Source organism: Phreatobacter aquaticus (assembly GCF_005160265.1).
Classification (GTDB): Bacteria; Pseudomonadota; Alphaproteobacteria; order Rhizobiales; family Phreatobacteraceae; genus Phreatobacter; species Phreatobacter aquaticus.
In genome coordinates this window covers 4,565,001-4,583,153 of the sequence record NZ_CP039865.1, presented here as the reverse complement: position 1 = coordinate 4,583,153, position 18,153 = coordinate 4,565,001, and the positions used below count along the sequence as shown (strand labels likewise).

At 63.6% G+C, this 18,153-nt stretch carries 19 protein-coding genes; 11 read left to right on the top strand and 8 right to left on the bottom strand.

Features of this window, described 5'->3' with window-relative positions; all coding sequences use genetic code 11:
* Positions 1 to 36: 36 nt before the first annotated feature.
* The 4 genes from E8L99_RS21800 (at position 37) to E8L99_RS23880 (ending at position 3,095) form a co-directional block, all read left to right on the top strand.
* On the top strand, positions 37 to 1,362 hold the full coding sequence (locus E8L99_RS21800) for a glycosyltransferase family 61 protein (protein ID WP_137101531.1): 1,326 nt from the start codon (positions 37 to 39) through the stop codon (positions 1,360 to 1,362).
* Positions 1,363 to 1,438: 76 nt separating this feature from the next.
* Positions 1,439 to 2,233 (top strand): enoyl-CoA hydratase/isomerase family protein, encoded by a 795-nt coding sequence (locus E8L99_RS21795; protein WP_168201788.1) that lies wholly within the window; start codon positions 1,439 to 1,441, stop codon positions 2,231 to 2,233.
* A 129-nt stretch (positions 2,234 to 2,362) separates the two neighbouring features.
* Positions 2,363 to 2,818, top strand: a complete 456-nt coding sequence (locus tag E8L99_RS21790) for a hypothetical protein (protein WP_137101529.1) — start codon at positions 2,363 to 2,365, stop codon at positions 2,816 to 2,818.
* Positions 2,819 to 2,927: 109 nt separating this feature from the next.
* Entirely contained in the window at positions 2,928 to 3,095 is a 168-nt protein-coding gene (locus E8L99_RS23880) for a hypothetical protein (protein WP_168201787.1), read from the top strand.
* 180 nt (positions 3,096 to 3,275) lie between these two features.
* On the opposite strand, the gene E8L99_RS21785 is transcribed toward E8L99_RS23880, so the two are convergent.
* From E8L99_RS21785 to E8L99_RS21765, 5 genes are all read right to left on the bottom strand, one after another.
* Positions 3,276 to 4,163 carry a hypothetical protein gene (locus E8L99_RS21785; RefSeq protein WP_137101528.1) on the bottom strand — a complete coding sequence of 296 codons (888 nt, stop codon included), beginning with the start codon at positions 4,161 to 4,163 and terminating at the stop codon, positions 3,276 to 3,278.
* A complete protein-coding gene (locus E8L99_RS21780; RefSeq protein WP_137101527.1) occupies positions 4,163 to 4,777 on the bottom strand; it encodes a hypothetical protein in 615 nt (204 codons plus the stop codon). The genes E8L99_RS21785 and E8L99_RS21780 overlap by 1 nt, the downstream gene beginning before the upstream one ends.
* Positions 4,778 to 5,419 carry a DNA-binding transcriptional response regulator gene (locus E8L99_RS21775; RefSeq protein WP_137101526.1) on the bottom strand — a complete coding sequence of 214 codons (642 nt, stop codon included), beginning with the start codon at positions 5,417 to 5,419 and terminating at the stop codon, positions 4,778 to 4,780.
* Positions 5,420 to 5,614: 195 nt separating this feature from the next.
* Entirely contained in the window at positions 5,615 to 6,529 is a 915-nt protein-coding gene (locus E8L99_RS21770) for a lipid A biosynthesis lauroyl acyltransferase (RefSeq protein WP_252511184.1), read from the bottom strand.
* A 10-nt stretch (positions 6,530 to 6,539) separates the two neighbouring features.
* A complete protein-coding gene (locus E8L99_RS21765) occupies positions 6,540 to 7,562 on the bottom strand; it encodes a zinc-binding dehydrogenase (protein ID WP_137101525.1) in 1,023 nt (340 codons plus the stop codon).
* Between the two features lie 401 nt (positions 7,563 to 7,963).
* On the opposite strand from E8L99_RS21765, the gene E8L99_RS21760 reads away from it, so the two are divergent.
* The 7 genes from E8L99_RS21760 (at position 7,964) to E8L99_RS21730 (ending at position 14,927) form a co-directional block, all read left to right on the top strand.
* Positions 7,964 to 8,245 (top strand): acyl carrier protein, encoded by a 282-nt coding sequence (locus E8L99_RS21760; protein ID WP_137101524.1) that lies wholly within the window; start codon positions 7,964 to 7,966, stop codon positions 8,243 to 8,245.
* A gap of 70 nt (positions 8,246 to 8,315) precedes the next feature.
* Positions 8,316 to 8,789, top strand: coding sequence for a 3-hydroxyacyl-ACP dehydratase FabZ family protein (locus E8L99_RS21755; RefSeq protein WP_137101523.1), 474 nt, complete (start codon positions 8,316 to 8,318; stop codon positions 8,787 to 8,789).
* 10 nt (positions 8,790 to 8,799) lie between these two features.
* Complete coding sequence (locus tag E8L99_RS21750; RefSeq protein ID WP_137101522.1) at positions 8,800 to 10,002, top strand: beta-ketoacyl-ACP synthase; 1,203 nt, start codon at positions 8,800 to 8,802, stop codon at positions 10,000 to 10,002.
* An 11-nt stretch (positions 10,003 to 10,013) separates the two neighbouring features.
* Complete coding sequence (locus tag E8L99_RS21745) at positions 10,014 to 11,291, top strand: beta-ketoacyl-ACP synthase (protein WP_137101521.1); 1,278 nt, start codon at positions 10,014 to 10,016, stop codon at positions 11,289 to 11,291.
* Positions 11,291 to 12,040: an SDR family NAD(P)-dependent oxidoreductase gene (locus tag E8L99_RS21740; RefSeq protein WP_137101520.1), complete on the top strand. Its 750-nt coding sequence runs from the start codon at positions 11,291 to 11,293 to the stop codon at positions 12,038 to 12,040. The genes E8L99_RS21745 and E8L99_RS21740 overlap by 1 nt, the downstream gene beginning before the upstream one ends.
* 24 nt (positions 12,041 to 12,064) lie before the next feature.
* A complete protein-coding gene (locus E8L99_RS21735) occupies positions 12,065 to 13,372 on the top strand; it encodes an O-antigen ligase family protein (RefSeq protein WP_168201786.1) in 1,308 nt (435 codons plus the stop codon).
* A 118-nt stretch (positions 13,373 to 13,490) separates the two neighbouring features.
* Positions 13,491 to 14,927: a mannose-1-phosphate guanylyltransferase/mannose-6-phosphate isomerase gene (locus tag E8L99_RS21730; protein ID WP_137101518.1), complete on the top strand. Its 1,437-nt coding sequence runs from the start codon at positions 13,491 to 13,493 to the stop codon at positions 14,925 to 14,927.
* On the opposite strand, the gene E8L99_RS21725 is transcribed toward E8L99_RS21730, so the two are convergent.
* The 3 genes from E8L99_RS21725 to E8L99_RS21715 form a co-directional block, all read right to left on the bottom strand.
* Positions 14,912 to 15,847 carry an NAD-dependent epimerase/dehydratase family protein gene (locus tag E8L99_RS21725; protein WP_168201785.1) on the bottom strand — a complete coding sequence of 312 codons (936 nt, stop codon included), beginning with the start codon at positions 15,845 to 15,847 and terminating at the stop codon, positions 14,912 to 14,914. The genes E8L99_RS21730 and E8L99_RS21725 overlap by 16 nt on opposite strands.
* Positions 15,844 to 16,866 (bottom strand): MraY family glycosyltransferase, encoded by a 1,023-nt coding sequence (locus E8L99_RS21720; protein ID WP_137101516.1) that lies wholly within the window; start codon positions 16,864 to 16,866, stop codon positions 15,844 to 15,846. The genes E8L99_RS21725 and E8L99_RS21720 overlap by 4 nt, the downstream gene beginning before the upstream one ends.
* 77 nt (positions 16,867 to 16,943) lie before the next feature.
* Complete coding sequence (locus E8L99_RS21715; protein WP_137101515.1) at positions 16,944 to 18,095, bottom strand: DegT/DnrJ/EryC1/StrS family aminotransferase; 1,152 nt, start codon at positions 18,093 to 18,095, stop codon at positions 16,944 to 16,946.
* Between the last annotated feature and the right edge of the window lie 58 nt (positions 18,096 to 18,153).

Sequence of the window (18,153 nt, the reverse complement as noted above, 5' to 3'; positions counted from 1 at the left end):
CCAGTCTCCGGGCCGGCTGTGACCCGGTGTATCTGTGTGAGTTCAGCAGCGCTTGCCCATCCCCCGTTGCGGCATGCCGAAGAGTTCCTGTCGTGCGCGCCCGATGGGCTCTACGAGGGCGGCGGATACTATGACAGCGAGGTGCCGCTGGCGCTGTTGCGCGCCACGCACCAACGCCATGGCCAGTCGATCCGGACCATCGCGCGGCTTGCCCCCGCCCTTCAGGCCGAGCGGCCGATGCCGACCTTTCTCGGCGGCCCGGATGCCGGCTTCCTTGATAATCTGACGGCGCATTACGCCGATCTCAACCGGTCCCATCGCCAGCTGGCGCCAACCCTGCTGGTCGAGATCGACAATGCCGTCATCTTCCGCAACCAGATCATGGCTTTGCGCGATGGCGCGCTCGTGCCGATCTACGAGATCAACCGTCCCAACGAACGCTACTATCGCACCGCCGATAGCCAGTCGGTCCGCGACACTGCGCTCCCCCCGATGATCGTCCACGGCGCGGGCAACCATCTCTTCTCCGGCTCCATCGGCTCGTTCAATTACGGCCATTGGCTGATCGACGATTTCTGCGCGCTGGCGGCGCTTCAGGAGGTGGAGCGCGGCGAGGGACCGGCGCGCGTCGTGATGACGGCGACGACCCCGGCCATCGACACTATCCGCCGCGAGGGGCTGGATGCCGCGAGCGGCCGCAAGGCGCCGCTCGAACCCTTGTTCCTCCATTCGGGCGCGGCGCATCTCTTCCCCAAGCTCCGCTACATCACGCCGATCACCTATCATCCCGTGCTGAAGCACCCGGACTGGCTGGCGGCGGGCGTCGCGCTCTGCCGGCAGGCCTTCGACGAGGGGGCCATCGACCGCACGCTCCGCCGGAAGCTGCGGCAGATCGCGCTGGCTGCCCATGCGCTGGGATACCGGCTGCTGGAGCCCGATGATCCCGCGCGCTCCCCAAGGCTCTTCGTCAATCGCGGCGCGGGCTATCGCCGCCAGCTGACCAATGCGGACGAGATCCGGCCGCTGCTCCAGGCCTTCGGCTATCGCGAGGTGCTGCCGGAGACCATGACGCTGCGCCGGCAATGGGCGACGTTCAGCCGGGCGACCCATGTGGTGGGCATCATGGGGGCTGCGATGAGCAATGTGCTGTTCGCAGGCCCCGACGTGCGGGTGCTGCACCTCGCGCCTGGCGGCTGGTACGAGCCGTTCTACTGGGACCTCGCCTCCATGCGCGGCCTGCCCTATGCGGCGCTCTATGGCACGCCCGAGGCCGATCACGGGCCCGACCACCTGCGCTCATTCGCGGTGGACAAGGCGGCGCTCGCCGGCTGGCTGGAGGCGACCCACGGACGGGCGGGATAGGCCGCGCGGCTGATGGTTCTGCCGGTGCCTTCCTGCGATGGTTGCGACAACGCACAAGAGGGCAGGGGAGGCGGGCATGGCTGCGTCGGATCACGGGGTGAGCATCGAGCGGCGCGACCGCATCGCCATCATTAGGCTGGACGGGCCGACGCCCGGCAATCTGCTGTCTCAAGCCGCGATGACCGCGCTCCTGGAGGCCGCCCGCGGCCTCTCGACCGATCCCTATCTCGCGGCCGTGGTGCTGACCGGCCGGGCCGACCTGTTCACGCTCGGCTTCAACCTCGCCGATGGCGACCGGATGGGCGCGCTGCCGCTGGCCGAGCGGCGCGAGGCGCTGAGCGTTGGGCCGAGGCTCTGCGCCGCCTTCGAGGCGCTGGAGCCTCTCACCATCATGGCGGTTGAGGGTTGGTGCGTCGGCGGCGGCGTGGCGATCGCCGGCGGCTTCGATCTGAGGGTGGCGGGCGCAGGCGCCCGGTTCTACGTGCCGGAGATCGAGCGCGGCATGAACATGAGCTGGGGCTCGCTGCCGCGCCTGGTCAACCTGATGGGGCCGGCGCGCACCAAGCGCCTGGTCATGCTGGCCGAGAAGCTCGACGCGGCGAAAGCGGCTGAGTGGGGCCTGGTGGATGAGCTGGCTCCCGCCGGCGGGGCGCTCGACCGCGCGCTGGAGTTTGCCGCGCGCGCCGCCACCATGCCGCCGGTGCAGCTGCGCATGTGCAAGGCCGGCATCAATGCCTATGCGAACGCGCTCGCCCCCGTGGCGGCAGCGCTCGACCGCGACCAGTATCTGCTCGCGCAAGCGTCAGCCGATTATGCCGAGGGCGTGGCCTCGTTCCGGGAGAAGCGGGAGCCGCAATATCGGGGGGAGTGAGGCCGGCCAGCGGGCGCGTCACACCCTTCAAAAAAGACAATGTGAATGCGGGTTTGCGCGGATGCGAGGACCCGTTCGGGCCGGCATAGGGATTTCGGGCCAGACTCTCCCGCAACGGACCTTCACACTATGGCATCCTCCCTCCAGACTGTTCTTTCGCGCCCCTCGCGGGCCCTTCTCGTTCTCCTGGCGCTCGGCGCCATCGGTACCCTGATGCAACCCGGCGAGGTCGTTGCCCAGCAGGCCGCATGGACCTGCAAGCGCAACGGCGACAACCGCGTCCCGGCGGGAACCGGCAATACCCAGGACCAGGCGTTCCGCTCCGTGCGGTCGAACTGCGCCCGCACCTACCAGCCGACCAATCAGGTCGCGGCCATGTGCTCCGGCCCGCAGTTCACCTGCTCGCAGCCCGCGGCTCCGAGCTGGTACGTCTGCTCGGACGCGTCCGGCCGGTTCCGGCAGAGCGGCTCCGACGCCGCCATCGCGAAGATGGGCGCGGTCAACGCCTGCACCGCGGCAAGCGGCGGCGGCGCCGCCTATGGCACCTGCCTCAACGCCGTCACCTGCCGGGCGTCCAACAACTGACGGACAGGCAGCCGTTCGAGGCGGGCGTCATGCCCGCCTCATTGGCGGCGACGGGACTGGCGTGGGTCTGACGGCGTGAGTGGGCAGGGCGATGGCGCTCTGACTAGTGTTGCTGCGCATGTGCAAGGCCGGCATTAATGCCTATGCCAATGCGCTCGCCCCCGTGGCGGCGGAGCTTGACCGCGACCAGTCCCTGCTCGCGCAAGCGTCAGCCGATTATGCCGAGGGCGTGGCCTCGTTCCGGGAGAAGCGGGCGCCAAGGTACCAGGGAGAGTGAAGTCTACGTCCTTCCGAGGCCGCGCTACATCATGCCTGTCAACAATGACTTCAGGTGGGCGACCAATGTGGCGGGACTCCTGGGCGTGGCGATGATCAATGTGCTGTTCGCGCCGACCAACGTGCAGGTTCGCTGAGAACGCCGCCTATGGCCCAAGCCCGCGCGCTATGCCCACTCCAGCTATCGGTTTGTCGAAAGGCTTAAGGCGATGGCAATTGGTGCAGTCACAAGTGGGTCATCATTCTGTCCAAAGGAACCCAACAACTCTTTGCTCATTTCACCAAATATCGCCAGCAATGCGATTACGATGGCATCGACATCAAGAATCTCGCTGGGCCGTGCGACTAGATTCCATTGATATGAATTTTGTCGCGCTCGTCGAATATTTTCAGAGCGTATCGCTATCAGCGTCTGGAATCCGTTCTTAGCCGCGGTCGGAAGTTCGGTTTGGGGAAAAGAATATTTTGAGACATTATTGGTAAGACTTAGGGCAATGTTCTTATATGTCCAATAGGATAGGCCGGTGGTACCAATTTGGTAACCTTGTCTATGCTGTAAGGTTGAATACAAGGCTTCTTCATCGATTTCGGAATCCTTGGTTGTCCGCCCTTTGGTTAGCCAGTTCGTTTGAATTAAAGACAATATTTGACGTGGTGAGTTGATCGAGGCCTCGCCAAGAGGTAAGCGCTCATCTGCTGTCTCTGTGTGCCGGTCAAATTTGTGTTGATGCATGATTATTCTACTGAGGTAAATATATTTCTCGATAGATTTGGCTGGCGCTTTTATATTCGAAATTGTTAATAATAACATGCCGTATGGAAGTCCAATATTTAAGAATTTCACTCCAGATTCAAAAATTAACTGCCGACCTTCCTTAATGTTTCCAATAAGCAAACAAAGGCATCCTGCATCTCGAAGTAAAGTTGCGGCGCAAGCGCTGTGCCTATAATCACCATATATCAGCTTTTCGTGTTCGGCTCTTTCTTCATGTGCCAATGCTCTTGTTTTCAGAAATCGAATGCGATGTTCGAGCTGCCGCGATTCAATATCTTGAAGCAGGTTTTGCATTAGAACATATCTCTTAAATTGCTCAATATTTTCGGCTCAATATATTTTGTATTATGAAACGTATGATGCGGATCCGTGGTGCTGATTGAGGCGTCCCACCATTCGACTCGTTCAATTTGATTGGACGGAATATTTATTTTCGCAGTTATTTCTCCCTCCAGTTGGTAAGGGGACCATCTTTGATAAATATTCAAGTCCCGTACAGGTTCGGCAACTGCAGAAATAGGTACTGCTTTGTAGTGGCTTGTTGGCACCCAGCAGTAAAATACTGCGCCTGGCCTGTTCCAATTATCGGTTGCGAACATGAGTGCGGTGTCAATCGCAGAATATGCGAAATTGCTTTGCAGCAATGTATCTCGTTCAACTGCGCCGCAGGCAAGTGAAATGAATGGGGTGTCATTTCCAAAGTTGTTGTAGTCATGCAAATGTGAATCAAGATTTGATTCGGTAAGAACGTTTTCAATCATTTTTGGCGTTATGCTTCCCATTTTTATCCACCAGTTTGATAGTATTCCATCGCCGCTAGTTAGTATGCTTTTTGCGGAATTCCATGTTATGCCACCCACACCATTGTGTGATCCCGCAATTCCTTTTGCGCAATGTTGAATATACATCTATTTTACCTTACGCTCCAGTGCATCCAAAATCAGATGAAGCAGTTCGTCAGGCCGAGTTGTCATGCCGAACGCTCCGTCTGGACTACAGGAGCGATTCCCTACGTAAAAAATAATCGGAGGAGAAAAGAGCGAATTTTTGACCTCGGGCAAAAAGAGCGCGCCAGCCCGCGGATTTCCATCTCTGCTCATATCTGATAGAACCAAATCGAATATAGATCGTTGCAGGGAAGTTCTAGCAGATTCATCTGAGCGTGCTATCTCTATGGTCGCGCCAAAGGATCTTAGTATTCGCATTTCAGATAGGTTGCCTGCCGGGTTGTCGTCTATCCATAGTATGTGCGCGGTTACGAATAGCTCGCGAAGTCGGTCGAGGCGCCGCTCTAAAGTCCCCAAATTAAAATTGTCCATTGCGATATTTTTCGATGCCGCTGCCTGTTCTAGCTCCGACTTTAGTTGAAGTTCGAACCCTCCAAAGGATAATTTCTTGGCTTGAGAAAAAGCGTATCGAATTCGTGCGGGACCAATCACCGCAACTAGGCCAATGGCAACAGAAACCCACAATAGGTGTGGGGCAAGCGCAAGTAAGCCTTCCCAGGGAAATCCCTTCGGCGGCAAAATCTGGGTGATCTTAATTTCCATGCCAGCACACCCTATCCTATCTCAGCGTATTTAAGAAGACAGCGTTGTGCAACACTCCCGACGCATTTCGGAAAGTAGAGCATCATCGCACATCTCGAATGCGAGCATTGTCATAGCTGGCAGCGGGCAATTGGTGCGATCCTGGTGGCGTTCGTAAGCTGGCGCGAGCAGAATGGTACGCTCGCAAACTATCGCTCACCGCCACCGTCTATGCAGCCACAGCCATTGCTCGGGATGCTCGCGCACCCAACCCTCCACCACTGACGTCATCATCTGCATGGCGCCCTGGACGTCGATGCGGCCCTCGGCGTCGCGGGGCAGGTCGAGCGCCTCGGTTGCCTCCAGCCGGAAGCGGTTGTTGGCCAACCGGATCGCGCGGGCGCCGTGGACCGGGCAGTCGAACTCGCGGGCGAGTTTGGCGGCGGTGGGGTTTGCCTTCACCGTGCGGCCGAAGAAGGTGACGTCGACGCCCCGGTGAAGGTGCTGGTCGACCAGCATGCCGATATGGGCGTTGCGCTCCAGCTCGCGGACCAGTTGCAGCACGCCGGCGCCGCCGGAGGGCACCATCTTGCCCATGGTGCGGCCGCGGATCTTCTGGATGGCGCGGGCGACGAAGCGGTTGTTGGGCATGCGGAACAGCGCCGTCATGTCGAGGCCGTGGGCGGCGGCGGCGACCGCCGGGATCTCCCAATTGGCGAGATGAGCGGCAAAGAAGATGGCGGGCTTGCCGTCGTCGCGCAGGCGCTCGTAGAGCGGCACGTCATGGGTCTCGATCCGGCCCTCGTTGGGGCGGGCATCGTCATAGTCCCAGAGCGCGTCCATGCAGGCATATTCGCAGGCGGTGCGGCCCAAATTCTCCCAGACGCCGCGCAGGATGGCGCGCAATTCCTCCTCCGATTTCTCGGGGAAGGCGGCCTTCAGATTGTCGTAGCCGATGCGGTTCTGCTTCAGGAGCCGCCCGATGACCGGGGTGACCGCCGCGCCGAGATTGCTGGCGCGATCAGGTCCGAGCGAGCGCACCAGCCACAGCGCCACCAGCACGATCTGGCCGACGATCCAGTCGGCCGGGAGCATGGCCCAGGGGTAGTTGTGGCGGAGCCAGCGGACCACGCGCCGGTCCTCAGATATGGACCAGGATCTTGCCGAAGACCTTGCGGCCTTCCAGCCGGTCCAGCGCCTGGGCGAAATCGGCCAGCGGCAGTTCGGTGTCGATCACCGGCAGGACGCCGGCCTCGATGCGCTTCAGGCCATCGGCAATGGCGCGCATCGGCGCACCGAACGAGCCGTGGATCTTGTACTGCTGCTGGAACAGCTGCATCAGGTTGAAGGTGATCGTGGCGCCCGAGGTGGCGCCGCAGGTGGCGAGACGGCCGCCGCGCCGCAAGCAGAACAGCGACTGGTTGAACGTATCGGCGCCGGTATGTTCGAAGGCGACGTCGACGCCCTTCTTCTTGGTGATCTTGCGGACCACGCCCTCGAAGCGCTCGGTGCGGTAGTTGATGGCATGATCGGCGCCGATCGCCAGCGCCTTGGCAGCCTTCTCGTCATCGCCGACCGTGGTGATGACGGTGCAGCCCATCGATTTCGCGAGCTTGATGGCGATGGTGCCGATGCCTGAGCCGCCGGCCTGGACCAGCACGGTCTCGCCGGGCTCCAGCTTGCAATTGTCGATCAGCATGTGCTCGACGGTCGAATAGGTGATGGGGGCGGTGGCCGCATCGCGGAGCGACACACCGGCCGGGACCGGGATGACCAGGCGGTCTTCCATCGTGACATATTCGCAGGCGAAGCCGTCGATATGGAAGCCCATGACACCGGCGACGTCGGTGCAGAGGTTGTCCTGGCCGCGCTGACAGAAGCGGCAGGTGCCGCAGGTCTTGGCGCCGTACATGACCACGGGATCGCCGACCTTGAAGCGGGTGACGCCCGCGCCAACCTCGGAGATCGTGCCGGAGGCCTCGGCGCCAACCACCAGCGGCATCTTGCGCTTGGCAAACGCCATGCCGCGGAAGCCCCAGAGGTCGATATGGTTGAGCGCGACAGCCGCGACCTTGATGCGGACCTCGCCGGCGGCAGGGGCCGGCGCGTCGTCGATCTCCTCGATGCGGAGGTCGCGGTCGCCATGGAGGCGGAGCGCACGCATGGTCATCTCCTTGCAAGAGACTGGAAAAGGGCAGGGGCGCCGCGCAGGCGCGCCGCGACCCCAGGAGGGGGGTTGCCTAAAGGCCCGGCTTGTCCCCGTCAACGTTTTGCGCTGCGGCCAATGGGGCGGCAGGATTGCCGGAGCGACGCCTCGCTCCTGTTCCACGACGTCTCGGGTCCATCCTGGCGGATTTGCTGGAGAGGCGGTGCCTTGTCCCGGAGCCTGTCCCGGACCATCTCCCCCCACGCACAGGGCCGTTGTGGCTGCGCACCTCAAAGGGTTGATGACGCAGCCCTCGTCCTCTATAGCAGGCGCGAATGCATATGGCGCCCTCGGCGGCGAACGCTGGCTTATGCTCCTGTTCCAGGGGCCGATGCCCGCACCCACGGAGATCACACAGAATGTCGTCAACCTTCGATGCCGTCTCGAAGATCATCTCTGAAACCTGCGACATCCCGCTGGAGAAGATCACGCCGGAAAGCCACGCAATCGACGATCTCGGCATCGATTCGCTGGATTTCCTCGACATCGCCTTCGCCATCGACAAGGCCTTCGGCATCAAGCTGCCGCTCGAGAAGTGGACCCAGGAGGTCAACGAAGGCAAGGCGAAGACCGAAGACTACTTCGTTCTCGGCGCTCTCTGCGGCAAGATCGACGAGCTCGTCGCCGCCAAATCGGCCTGATTCCTCAGCGATTTGTTTCTTTTCGGCCGGTCCGAATCGTTCGGCTGAGCCTGCAGGAGATCCGCCTCCCATGCGGCTCGAGACGTTCCAGATGATCACGCGCGTCATCGCCTTCGACGCGCAGGCGAAGACCCTGTCGGCGGCGGCCGATGTTCCCGCCGAAAGCCCGGTCTTCGAGGGTCATTTCCCGGGATTTCCGCTGCTTCCCGGCGTCCTGATGATCGAAGCCATGGCCCAGACGTCGGGCTGGCTGATCCTCGGCATGAACGGCATCACCGCCATGCCGTTCCTGGTCGGCGCCAACAACGCCAAGATGCGCGATTTCGTGCCGCCCTCGACGCCGCTTGAGGTGCATGCGACCCTGATCGGCGATGGCTCCGGCTATGCGGTGACCAAGGCCCACATCACGCGGGACGGCAAGAAGATCGCGGAGGCCGAGATCCGCTTCGCGGTGAAGGCCTTCCCCGACCCGAAATTCGCCCAGATGATCCGCGAATGGGGCGGCCGCCTGCAATTTCCCTTCGACCAGCTCGAGACTGCCTGAGGAGTGCCTGATGTCCGTTGCACCGGAACGCGAAGCCTGGATCACGGGAATCGGACTGGTCACGGCTCTTGGCGAGGGGCTGGATGCCCATTGGGCGGCGCTGAATGGCGGCAAGGACGAGTGGCTGAAGCTCGATAGCCAGACCTATGCGCCCTATCAGGTGCATCCGGCGGCGGCCTTCGACGTGGTCAAGCAGATCCCCGATCGCGGCGACCGGCGGCAGATGGAAGCCTGGCAGCGGCTCGGCACTTATGCTGCGGGCCTTGCCCTCGACGATGCCGGCGTGAAGGGCCAGGACGATCTCCTCAAGCGCATGCACATGATCGTGGCGGCCGGCGGCGGCGAGCGCGATTATGCGGTGGATGGGCAGATTCTGAGCGGGCTCGAGACGACCAACACGCCGGGGCCGTTCCTCAACGAGCGGCTGATGAACGATCTCCGCCCGACGCTGTTCCTGGCGCAATTGTCCAACCTGTTGGCCGGTAATATCTCGATCGTCCACGGTGTGGTCGGTTCCTCGCGCACCTTCATGGGTGAGGAGATGGCGGGCGTCGATGCGGTGCGGGTTGCTTTGGCCCGCTGCCATGCCGGCCAGGGCGATCTTTTTTTGGCCGGCGGCGCCTATTCCGCCGAGCGTCCCGACGGGATCATGCATTTCGAACTCGGACACATGAACTGGGCCAAGCCATGGGCCCCGGTCTGGGAGCGGCCGGCCGAGGGCGGCGGCACGATTCTGGGATCGATCGGCGCCTTCCTCGTGATCGAGGCGCGCGAACATGCCGAGAAGCGGGGCGCCAAGCCCATTGCGCGGCTCGCGTCCGTGACGTCCGACCGTACTGCCCGCAAGCCTGGCCAGGCCGAGCACTCGCTCGCCGTCCAGTGGAACCTGATTTCGCCCGGCCTGATCCCTGGCGCCACTGTCGTCGTCTCCGGCGCGACCGGCATTGCCGAGCCGGTTGCCATTGAGCGCGATCTGCTCGACCAGCGGCGCGTGCCGACGCGGGCGACCGGATCGGTCATCGGCCACGGCGTGGAAGCGGCCTTCCCGGCCAATGTGGCGCTTGCCGCCATGATGGTCTCCAAGGGGCAGGCGATCCCGCCGGTCGGCGGTTCGGCCAACGAAGCTGGCATGACCCGCAAGGTCAAGCAGGCGGTCGTGACCTCGGTCGGCCATTGGCGCGGCGAGGGCATGGGCCTCGTCGAAGCGATCTGAAGGGGGCTGTCATGACCAAGTCGATGAAGGACAGGCACGGCCGGCCCATCGTGGTCGTCACCGGCATGGGCGTCGTCACCTCGCTCGGGCAGGGCAAGGAAGAGAACTGGACGAAGCTCACCGGCGGCCAGTCGGGCATCCATACGATCACCCGCTTTCCGATCGAAGGGCTGCGCACGACCATTGCCGGAACGGTCGATTTCGTGCCGCACGACAATGCGCCCGACCTCACCACCAAGATGGCGGAACTGGCTGGCGCCGAGGCGGTCACCGAAGCGGGGATCGGCTCGGAGGGTTCGTTCCCCGGCCCGCTGTTCCTCGGCATGCCGCCGGTTGAAATGGAATGGCCGCAGCGCCAGCAATTGGCGAAGGCTTCCGGCAAGACCGAGGGCATCACCTATGCGGACCTGATCAAGGGTGCGCATTCCCAGGACTTCTCGTCGATGCAGACCCGATTCCTGTTCGGATCGGTCGGCGACGAATTGGCCGATCGCTTCGGTACGACCGGGGCTCCGATCTCGATCTCGACCGCCTGCGCGACGGGTGCGACCGCCATTCAGCTCGCTGTCGAGGCAATCCGCCGGGGCGAGACCGGTGCGGCCCTGGTGATCGGTGCCGATGGCTCGGCCAATCAGGAATCGCTCGTTCGCTTCTCGCTTCTGTCGGCCCTGTCGACCCGCAACGAGAAGCCGGAAGCGGCTGCGCGGCCCTTCGCCAAGGACCGCGACGGCTTCATCATGGCCGAGGGCGCAGGCGCGCTGGTGCTGGAATCCTATGACCATGCCAAGGCACGCGGTGCCAAGATTCTCGGTGTCGTCGAGGGCTGCGGAGAGATGGCGGATTCGTTCCACCGCACCCGCTCAAGCCCGGATGGTGCGCCGGTCATCGGCTGCATCCGCAATGCCCTGGAAGATGCCGGCGTGACGCCGGCCGACGTCCAGTATGTCAATGCGCACGGCACCTCGACGCCTGAAAACGACAAGATGGAATATGTCGGTCTTGCCGCCGTGTTTGGCGACCATCTGTCGAAGATCGCGGTCTCGTCGAACAAGTCGATGATCGGACACACCCTGTCGGCTGCCGGTGCCATCGAGGCAGTGTTCACGCTGATGACCATCGATCGTGGCGTCATCCCGCCAACGATCAACCATTCCGAGGCCGACCCGGCGATTGGCATGGATGTCGTACCGAATGTCGCCCGCAAGGCGAAGGTCGATCGGGCCATCTCCAGTTCCTTCGGCTTTGGTGGGCAGAATGTCTGCCTGGTGCTGGCGCGGGAGCAGGCCTGATGGGTCGCGTTCTCGTTACCGGCGGTGCCAAGGGCATGGGCGCCGCGATCGTTCGGGCGCTGGTTGCGAGCGGTCACGACGTGACGTTCACCGTGCGCTCGTCGGGCGAGGCGGCCGAGGCATTGGTGGCTGATCTGAAAGCCGCCCATCCCGACCGCGATGTTGCGATCGCAACCCTCGATCTCGCCGACAAGGCCGCGGTCGATGCCTTCTGCGGCGAACTGGAAAAGGCCGAGCCCTTCTATGGCCTCGTCCACAATGCCGGCCAGCCCTATGATCAGCTGGCGGCCGTGATGGACCAGGCCAAGGCCGAAGCCGTCATGCAGATCAACTTCTTTGCCTTCACCCGCCTGGTGGGCGCGCTCGTGCGGCCGATGATGCGGGCGCGATCGGGGCGGATCGTGGCGATCGGCTCGGTCACGGCGGAGCGGTCGAACCAGGGCAATGCGGCCTATGGGGCGTCGAAGGCGGCGCTGGCGGCCTATTGCCGGACGCTGGCGATCGAGAGCGCCAAGCGCGGTGTCAGTGTCAATGTGGTGGCGCCCGGCTTCGTCGACACCGATATGATGACGAAATATGCCGATTACCGGGAGAAGATGGAAAGCCAGATCCCGGCGGGGCGCTTTGCCAAGCCTGAGGAAATCGGTGCGCTGGTCAGCTATCTCCTGTCACCCTTAGCTGGCTATATGACTGGTGCGACGCTGACCATGGACGGTGGGCTGACTGCGTCGATGGGCCTTCAGCGCTAAGGCCCGCGCCATCAGGGGATGCGCATGACCCGAATGCCGGCATCGCTTCTCTCCCGGACGCTCGGCTGGTGGCGCCTGACCTTCGACGACCCGCGGCGCGCGGTGTTCTTCTTCGCGCCCTTGCTGGGGTTCCTGCCGCTGACCGCTGGCAGCTTCGCAACCGGCTGGTACTTCCTGGGCGTTGTCTATGTCGGCCTCATCTGGCTCACCGGACGGGTCGGCTGGGTCTGGCCCGAGAGCACCGCCTTTGCCTGCCTGGTGGCGCTCGGCTACTTCGCCTCGACCCTCATATCGGCAGTCTTCTTCGAGGATCGGCTGGCCGGCTTGATGGATGCCGGAACGAACCTGCAGTTCCTGTTCCTGGTGCCGCTGGTCGGCGCCGTCATCCAGGCGCGAATGGTGGATGTCTGGTCGCTGTTCCTCAACGGCCTTCGGGCCGGCATCATCGTCGCCGCGCTGATCGCTGCGTGCCAGGTGTTCATCTGGCGTCTGCCCCGCGCCACGGCCGGGATGGTCAATGCCATCCTGGCTGGAGACATCGCCATTCTTGCGGCGGCCCTTTCACTCGTCGGCTTCAGCCGCCTTGGCGCTGGCATGAAGGCCTTCGCACTGGTGGCTTCAGGAGCAGGGATCGCCACGTCTCTGCTGACCCAGACACGGGGCGCATTGCTGGCGTTGCCACTGTTCCTCATCGTCTCGGCCTACAATCTGTGGCCCTATGTGCGCCGCCGGCCGGGCCTGTCCGCGGGGGTTGGCCTTGGCTTCATCCTGTCGATCGGAGCACTCGCGGCCCTGATCAAGATCCCCGAGCGTGTCGACCAGTTCCTGGTCTCGGTCGAGACGCGTGAAGCCGCCTTGACGCGCGACGCCAGCACGGCCCACCGGATCATCCTGTGGACCTACGGCCTCGACGCGTTCGCCGACCGGCCTGCTCTTGGCTATGGCCAGCAGCACACCGTTGCGGAAGTTCGGCGGCGCGCGCGCGAGGCGCGCATGCCGGTGCCGCTGCATACCCATCTGCACAATGAGTTCGTGAACACGGCGGTCGCCCGCGGCCTGGTCGGCCTTGCGGCCCTGATCCTGCTGCTGGCCGCGCCGGTGATCACCGCCATCCAGTCATCCCGCGATGACCGATATGGTGAGAGGGTCGCCTTCGCTGTCCTTCTCAGCGGCGGTTACGCGACCTTCGGGCTGACCAACCTGATCTTCGGCCACGACCAGATGGCGACGTTCTTTGCCTCCTGTTACCTGGTCCTGGTGGCCGCAGCCTACCAGGCCGCCGTGATGGAAACCGACTTCGCGACACCGGATGTCCGCCGGCCCTTTGGCTGACCGGGCAGCGCCCAGCACGCGCTCGTTGACCATTTCGAGCGATCCTTGTGGCGCGACAACCTCAATCCCGCTACCTCCTCAAACCTATGATGAGTGAAGGATGAAGGGTTTAGGGACAATGTCGAACCCAACGCGGATCGTGCCGGTGATCCTGTCAGGCGGCGCTGGGACCAGGCTCTGGCCGGCGTCGCGCGAGACCTATCCGAAGCAGTTCCTGCCATTGCTTGGCGCCAAGTCGACCTTCGAGGAAACGCTGGCGCGGGTATCGGACAAGGCGATCTTCACAGATCCCGTCATCGTCACCGGCGAGGACTTCCGGTTTCTGGTCGCCGACCAGCTGACGCGCGCCGGCATGACCGGCCGGATCGTGCTGGAGCCGATGCGCCGGGATTCAGGCCCCGCCATTGCGGTCGCGGCCGAGCTTGTGCGTGCCTCCGACCCCAATGGCGTGATGCTGGTTTTGGCGGCAGATCACCTGGTGACCGACGCTGCAGCTTTCGCCGCCACCGCCAAGGCTGGCCTCGATGCAGCGGAGGCCGGTGCCATCGTGACCTTCGGCATCAAGCCGGCCTATGCGGCAACGGGCTATGGCTATATCCGGCCCGGCGCCAACATGGATGGCCGCGTCCGCATGGTCGGAGCCTTCGTCGAGAAGCCGGATCTCGAAACGGCAGAACGGTTCCTCGCTGAGGGCTATCTCTGGAACTCCGGCAACTTCCTGTTTCGCGCCGACGTATTCCTTGGCGAGCTTCGCACCTTCGAGCCCGAGATTGCCGCGGCGGCCGAAGCTGTTGCCAGCAAGGTGGTGGTCGATCGCGCGGGTACGATCACCTTCGAGCGGCTCGATCGCGAGGCGTTCGCGGCATCGCCGGCCAAGTCGGTCGACTATGCTGTGATGGAGCGTACCGACCGCGCGGCCGTCATCGAGGCAGACTATGCATGGTCGGACCTCGGCTCATGGAACGCGCTCTGGGACATGTCGCCAAAGGACGAGGCGGGGAATGCCGTTCGCGGCAATGTCTCGCTGGCCGACACCCGCAACTCCTACGTTGCCAGCGAGGACATCCATACCGCGGTTGTCGGTCTCGACGACATCGCCGTCATCACCACCAAGGATGCCGTTCTGGTCGCGCGCCGTGACGTCGGCAATGAGTTGAAGCTTCTGGTCAGCACGCTGAGGGCCGCTCCGGAGACGGCGCGTCTGGCCGACGAGCATCGTCGTGTCCTGCGACCCTGGGGGTCCTACGAGAGCGTCGATCGCGGCACGCGCTTCCAGGTGAAGCGGATCGTCGTGAAGCCAGGTGCGCGGCTGTCGCTTCAGAAGCACTTCCACCGCTCGGAACATTGGATTGTCGTCCAGGGCACCGCGACGGTGGAGGTCGATGGCGCGTCCCGGATCGTGCGCGAGAACGAGAATGCCTATATCCCGCTGGGCGCCTGGCATCGCCTGTCCAACGAAGGCAAGATCGACCTTGAGTTGATCGAGGTTCAGTCCGGCAGCTATCTCGGTGAGGACGACATCGTCCGCTCGGAAGACGACTACAAGCGCGTCTGACCGAACAAGGCTGTCCGGGCCATGCGGGCAAGTCCGTCGCTGCTCGGCTCGATGGGCTGCCAGCCCGTGGCGCGAAGGCCGTCGTCGGAAATGACGAGATCATCGACGAGCTGTGAGGCGAGCCCGGGCGCCAGCATGCGAATTGCCGCGGCGTCGATGCCCGCTGGCGGGGTCATCACCATGGGCCATCGGCCGAAGGCCTGGCGCATAGCGCGGATCATGTCGGGCACGGTGAGCGGCGGTCCGTCCTGGACGTGAATGATCGGGCAGGGGGCATCAGCCAGATCCAGAAGATGGGCCACGGCGGATGCGAGGTTGAACTCCGACACCAGCGACCGTCGTCCGGTGAGCCCGCCGATAGGCAGCGGCAGAGGCGAGAGCGCGAGGCGTGCGAGCCGTGCCATATTGCCTTTGGCGCCAGCCCCATGGACGACCGGGGGGCGCAGGACGATCGCTCCCGGAAAGGCACGGCAAACCGCGAATTCCGCGGCAAGCTTGGAGCGACCATAGTCATCGGTGGGGGCAGGCTCGTCAGTGGGTTGAACCAGATGGGTCGCGCTGGCTCCGGTCACGGCCCGGATCGATGACATCAGGATGAAGCGCGAAACGCCGGCTGCCACGGCGGCATCGGCTAGCGTGCCGCTGGCCTCGGCATTGACCCGCATCAGGGTCGAGAGCGAGATGGTGGGTGGCTGATGTGCCAGGCCAGCCGCGTGCACGACCGCCGTGACGTTCGACAGCAATGGCTGCCAATCGGGCGAGCCGGCGAGGTCGGGCAAGGCGACGACTTCCACCCCTGGCAGGCGCTCCACGAGGGCCGGGTTGCGGGCAGCAGCCCGGACGGCCCGGCGCCGATAGGCCAGTGCCCGGACAATCGCCGCGCCAACGAAGCCTGTTGCACCAGTGACCAGGATGGTCATGACGCATTTGCCCTGCGCTTTAGCCAGGTCTGAAGCGGCACCCAGGTGGCGAGCGCCGCGACGGCCAGTGAGCCTGCCTGAACCCAAACGGCAGGCAGGGTGAGGCATGCGAGAGCCAGCACGGCGCCAAGGCTCGAGATCACCGCGACCGTGACAATGATCCGGCGATGGGTGAGCCCAGTGTCGGTCGCGGCCTGATAGGCGTGCTCGCGATGGGGCGTGGTGATCCTGTCGCCACGGAACAGGCGCCGGGCCAGCGTCCACGTCGCATCGGTCAGCGGATAGACGAGGATCAGGATGCCGGCGACGGGTGACCGCTGGGCGAGCACCAAGCCCAGCCAGCCAAGCGCCAAGCCCAGTGGCAGGCTGCCGGCATCGCCCAGAAAGATGCGGGCGGGATGCCGGTTCCAAAGCCAGAAGCCGATCAGCGCGCCGAACAGGCTGGCTGCGAACAATCCGGTCCGTCCATCAATTTCAGCGGCCAAGGCCGCAAGCATGCAGGCGGCAATCCCCGGTGTGGCGTGGGCGGCGGTAATCTCGTCAATGCCGTCGATGAAGTTGACGAAGTTCACGATGGCCAGCAGGGAGAGCAGCAAGCCGGCCCGCTCTACCCAGAACAGGCCGCTGATGCCGAATATCTGGAACGCTTCCGGCAGGCCAAGCAAGGCCAGAACACAGGCAAGGGCCTGGATGGCCAATTTGGGCAGCCAGGCCATGCCGATCATGTCGTCCACGAGGCCGAGGGCTGTCAGGATCACCAGTCCGCCTGCCAGCCAGCCAAATGCAGCATCCGGTCCGCCAAAGGCCAGGGTGCCGGCCAACGCGCTTGCAAGAGCCGCTGCCATCACGGCAAGCCCGGCGCCCTGCGGGGTTGGAACCCTATGCGTGGATCGTGCGTCGGGCTTGGCCGCGGCTATGTCGGCTAGAAACGGTCTCAGCCGCAGGGTCATCAGCCAGCAGGCTAGCCCGGCGCTTGCTGCGAGAGCCGCGAACAGCCCCGCCAGGACGAGCGGAGACATGGCGCACCCCGGTTTACGTGACTTCACTCCGGCTTAGACAGAGCGCGCCGATTGGGCAAGCATGTCAGCCGCGGGCCTCAGCCAGCAAGGCTCGAACGCAGGCTGTCGATGATGCGATCCTGGACCGCATCCTCCAGATAGGGATGCATCGGCAGGCTCAAGACCTCATTCGCCAGACGATCGGAAACCGGCAGGCCATTGCCGGCGATCGGATAGGGCTTGTAGGCGGTCTGCTGGTGAAGTGGCTTCGGATAATAGATGGCGGTTGGAATGCCCTGGGCCTTCAGCTTGGCGGCAATTTCGGTGCGATCGGCGCCGCGCAGGCGGATCGTATACTGCGCCCAGGTTGAGACCAGACCATCCGGGATCACGGGGACGTCGACGATATCGGCCAGGCCGGCATTGTAGCGGGCGGCGATGCGGTTGCGGGCCTCGATCTCATCCTGGAAGATGGCGAGCTTCTGTAGCAGGACCGCCGCCTGGATCGTATCCAGCCGCCCGGTCATGCCGACACGCAGGTTGTTGTATTTGTCCTCGACATTCTGACCGTGGATGCGCAGCGAGCGGAGGACGACGGCGAGGTCCGCGTCGTCGGTGAAGATCGCGCCGCCATCGCCATAGGCACCGAGCGGCTTGGCCGGGAAGAAGGATGTCGCGGTGGCAAAGCCGATCGTGCCGATCTTGCGCTGCTTGTAGGTGCCGCCAAAGGACTGGGCTGCATCCGACAGCATCCACAAGCCGTGCTCGGCGCAGATCGGTTCGATCGCGTCATAGTCGGCAGCCTGGCCGAACAGGTCGACTGGAATGACGCCGACAGGATTGAGGCCGAGCTCCTTGGCCGACTTGATGCCCTGGAGCAGGGACCGGGAATCGGCATTGAAGGTTTCGGCATGGACATCGATGAAGACCGGCGTGCCGCCAGCGCGCACGATGACTGACGCGGTGGACGCAAAGGTGAAGGCCGGGCAGAGGACCGCGTCGCCGGGTTTCAGCTGCTTGGCCATCAGAATGAGGAGAAGCGCGTCATCGCCGCTGGCGCAGGAGACAACCTCCTTGGCGCCACAGAACTCACCGAGCGCCTTCTCTAGGGCGGGGACCTCAGGCCCCATCACATAGGCACCATGATTGACGACCCTCAGGATGGCTTCATCCATCTGTGCGCCGATGCGGCGGCGCTGGGCGCCGAGATCGATGAACGGGATGGGGCTAAGCGGGGCGGCCTGGTTCATGGAGAAACTATCCGGGTTCGATTCGGCCTCTTCGGCCATTTCCGGGCCGCTGATAGGC

Excerpts from the sequence above, each read along its gene's own strand:
- E8L99_RS21725 (WP_168201785.1), bottom strand. The coding sequence starts at position 15,847 with ATGACCATCCTGGTCACTGGTGCAACAGGCTTCGTTGGCGCGGCGATT.
- E8L99_RS21720 (WP_137101516.1), bottom strand. The coding sequence starts at position 16,866 with ATGTCTCCGCTCGTCCTGGCGGGGCTGTTCGCGGCTCTCGCAGCAAGC.
- E8L99_RS21775 (WP_137101526.1), bottom strand. The coding sequence starts at position 5,419 with ATGGAAATTAAGATCACCCAGATTTTGCCGCCGAAGGGATTTCCCTGG.
- E8L99_RS21780 (WP_137101527.1), bottom strand. The coding sequence starts at position 4,777 with ATGTATATTCAACATTGCGCAAAAGGAATTGCGGGATCACACAATGGT.
- E8L99_RS21790 (WP_137101529.1), top strand. The coding sequence starts at position 2,363 with ATGGCATCCTCCCTCCAGACTGTTCTTTCGCGCCCCTCGCGGGCCCTT.
- E8L99_RS21740 (WP_137101520.1), top strand. The coding sequence starts at position 11,291 with ATGGGTCGCGTTCTCGTTACCGGCGGTGCCAAGGGCATGGGCGCCGCG.
- E8L99_RS21755 (WP_137101523.1), top strand. The coding sequence starts at position 8,316 with ATGCGGCTCGAGACGTTCCAGATGATCACGCGCGTCATCGCCTTCGAC.
- E8L99_RS21795 (WP_168201788.1), top strand. The coding sequence starts at position 1,439 with ATGGCTGCGTCGGATCACGGGGTGAGCATCGAGCGGCGCGACCGCATC.
- E8L99_RS21715 (WP_137101515.1), bottom strand. The coding sequence starts at position 18,095 with ATGAACCAGGCCGCCCCGCTTAGCCCCATCCCGTTCATCGATCTCGGC.
- E8L99_RS21745 (WP_137101521.1), top strand. The coding sequence starts at position 10,014 with ATGACCAAGTCGATGAAGGACAGGCACGGCCGGCCCATCGTGGTCGTC.
- E8L99_RS21760 (WP_137101524.1), top strand. The coding sequence starts at position 7,964 with ATGTCGTCAACCTTCGATGCCGTCTCGAAGATCATCTCTGAAACCTGC.
- E8L99_RS21750 (WP_137101522.1), top strand. The coding sequence starts at position 8,800 with ATGTCCGTTGCACCGGAACGCGAAGCCTGGATCACGGGAATCGGACTG.
- E8L99_RS21730 (WP_137101518.1), top strand. The coding sequence starts at position 13,491 with ATGTCGAACCCAACGCGGATCGTGCCGGTGATCCTGTCAGGCGGCGCT.
- E8L99_RS21735 (WP_168201786.1), top strand. The coding sequence starts at position 12,065 with ATGACCCGAATGCCGGCATCGCTTCTCTCCCGGACGCTCGGCTGGTGG.
- E8L99_RS21785 (WP_137101528.1), bottom strand. The coding sequence starts at position 4,163 with ATGCAAAACCTGCTTCAAGATATTGAATCGCGGCAGCTCGAACATCGC.
- E8L99_RS21765 (WP_137101525.1), bottom strand. The coding sequence starts at position 7,562 with ATGCGTGCGCTCCGCCTCCATGGCGACCGCGACCTCCGCATCGAGGAG.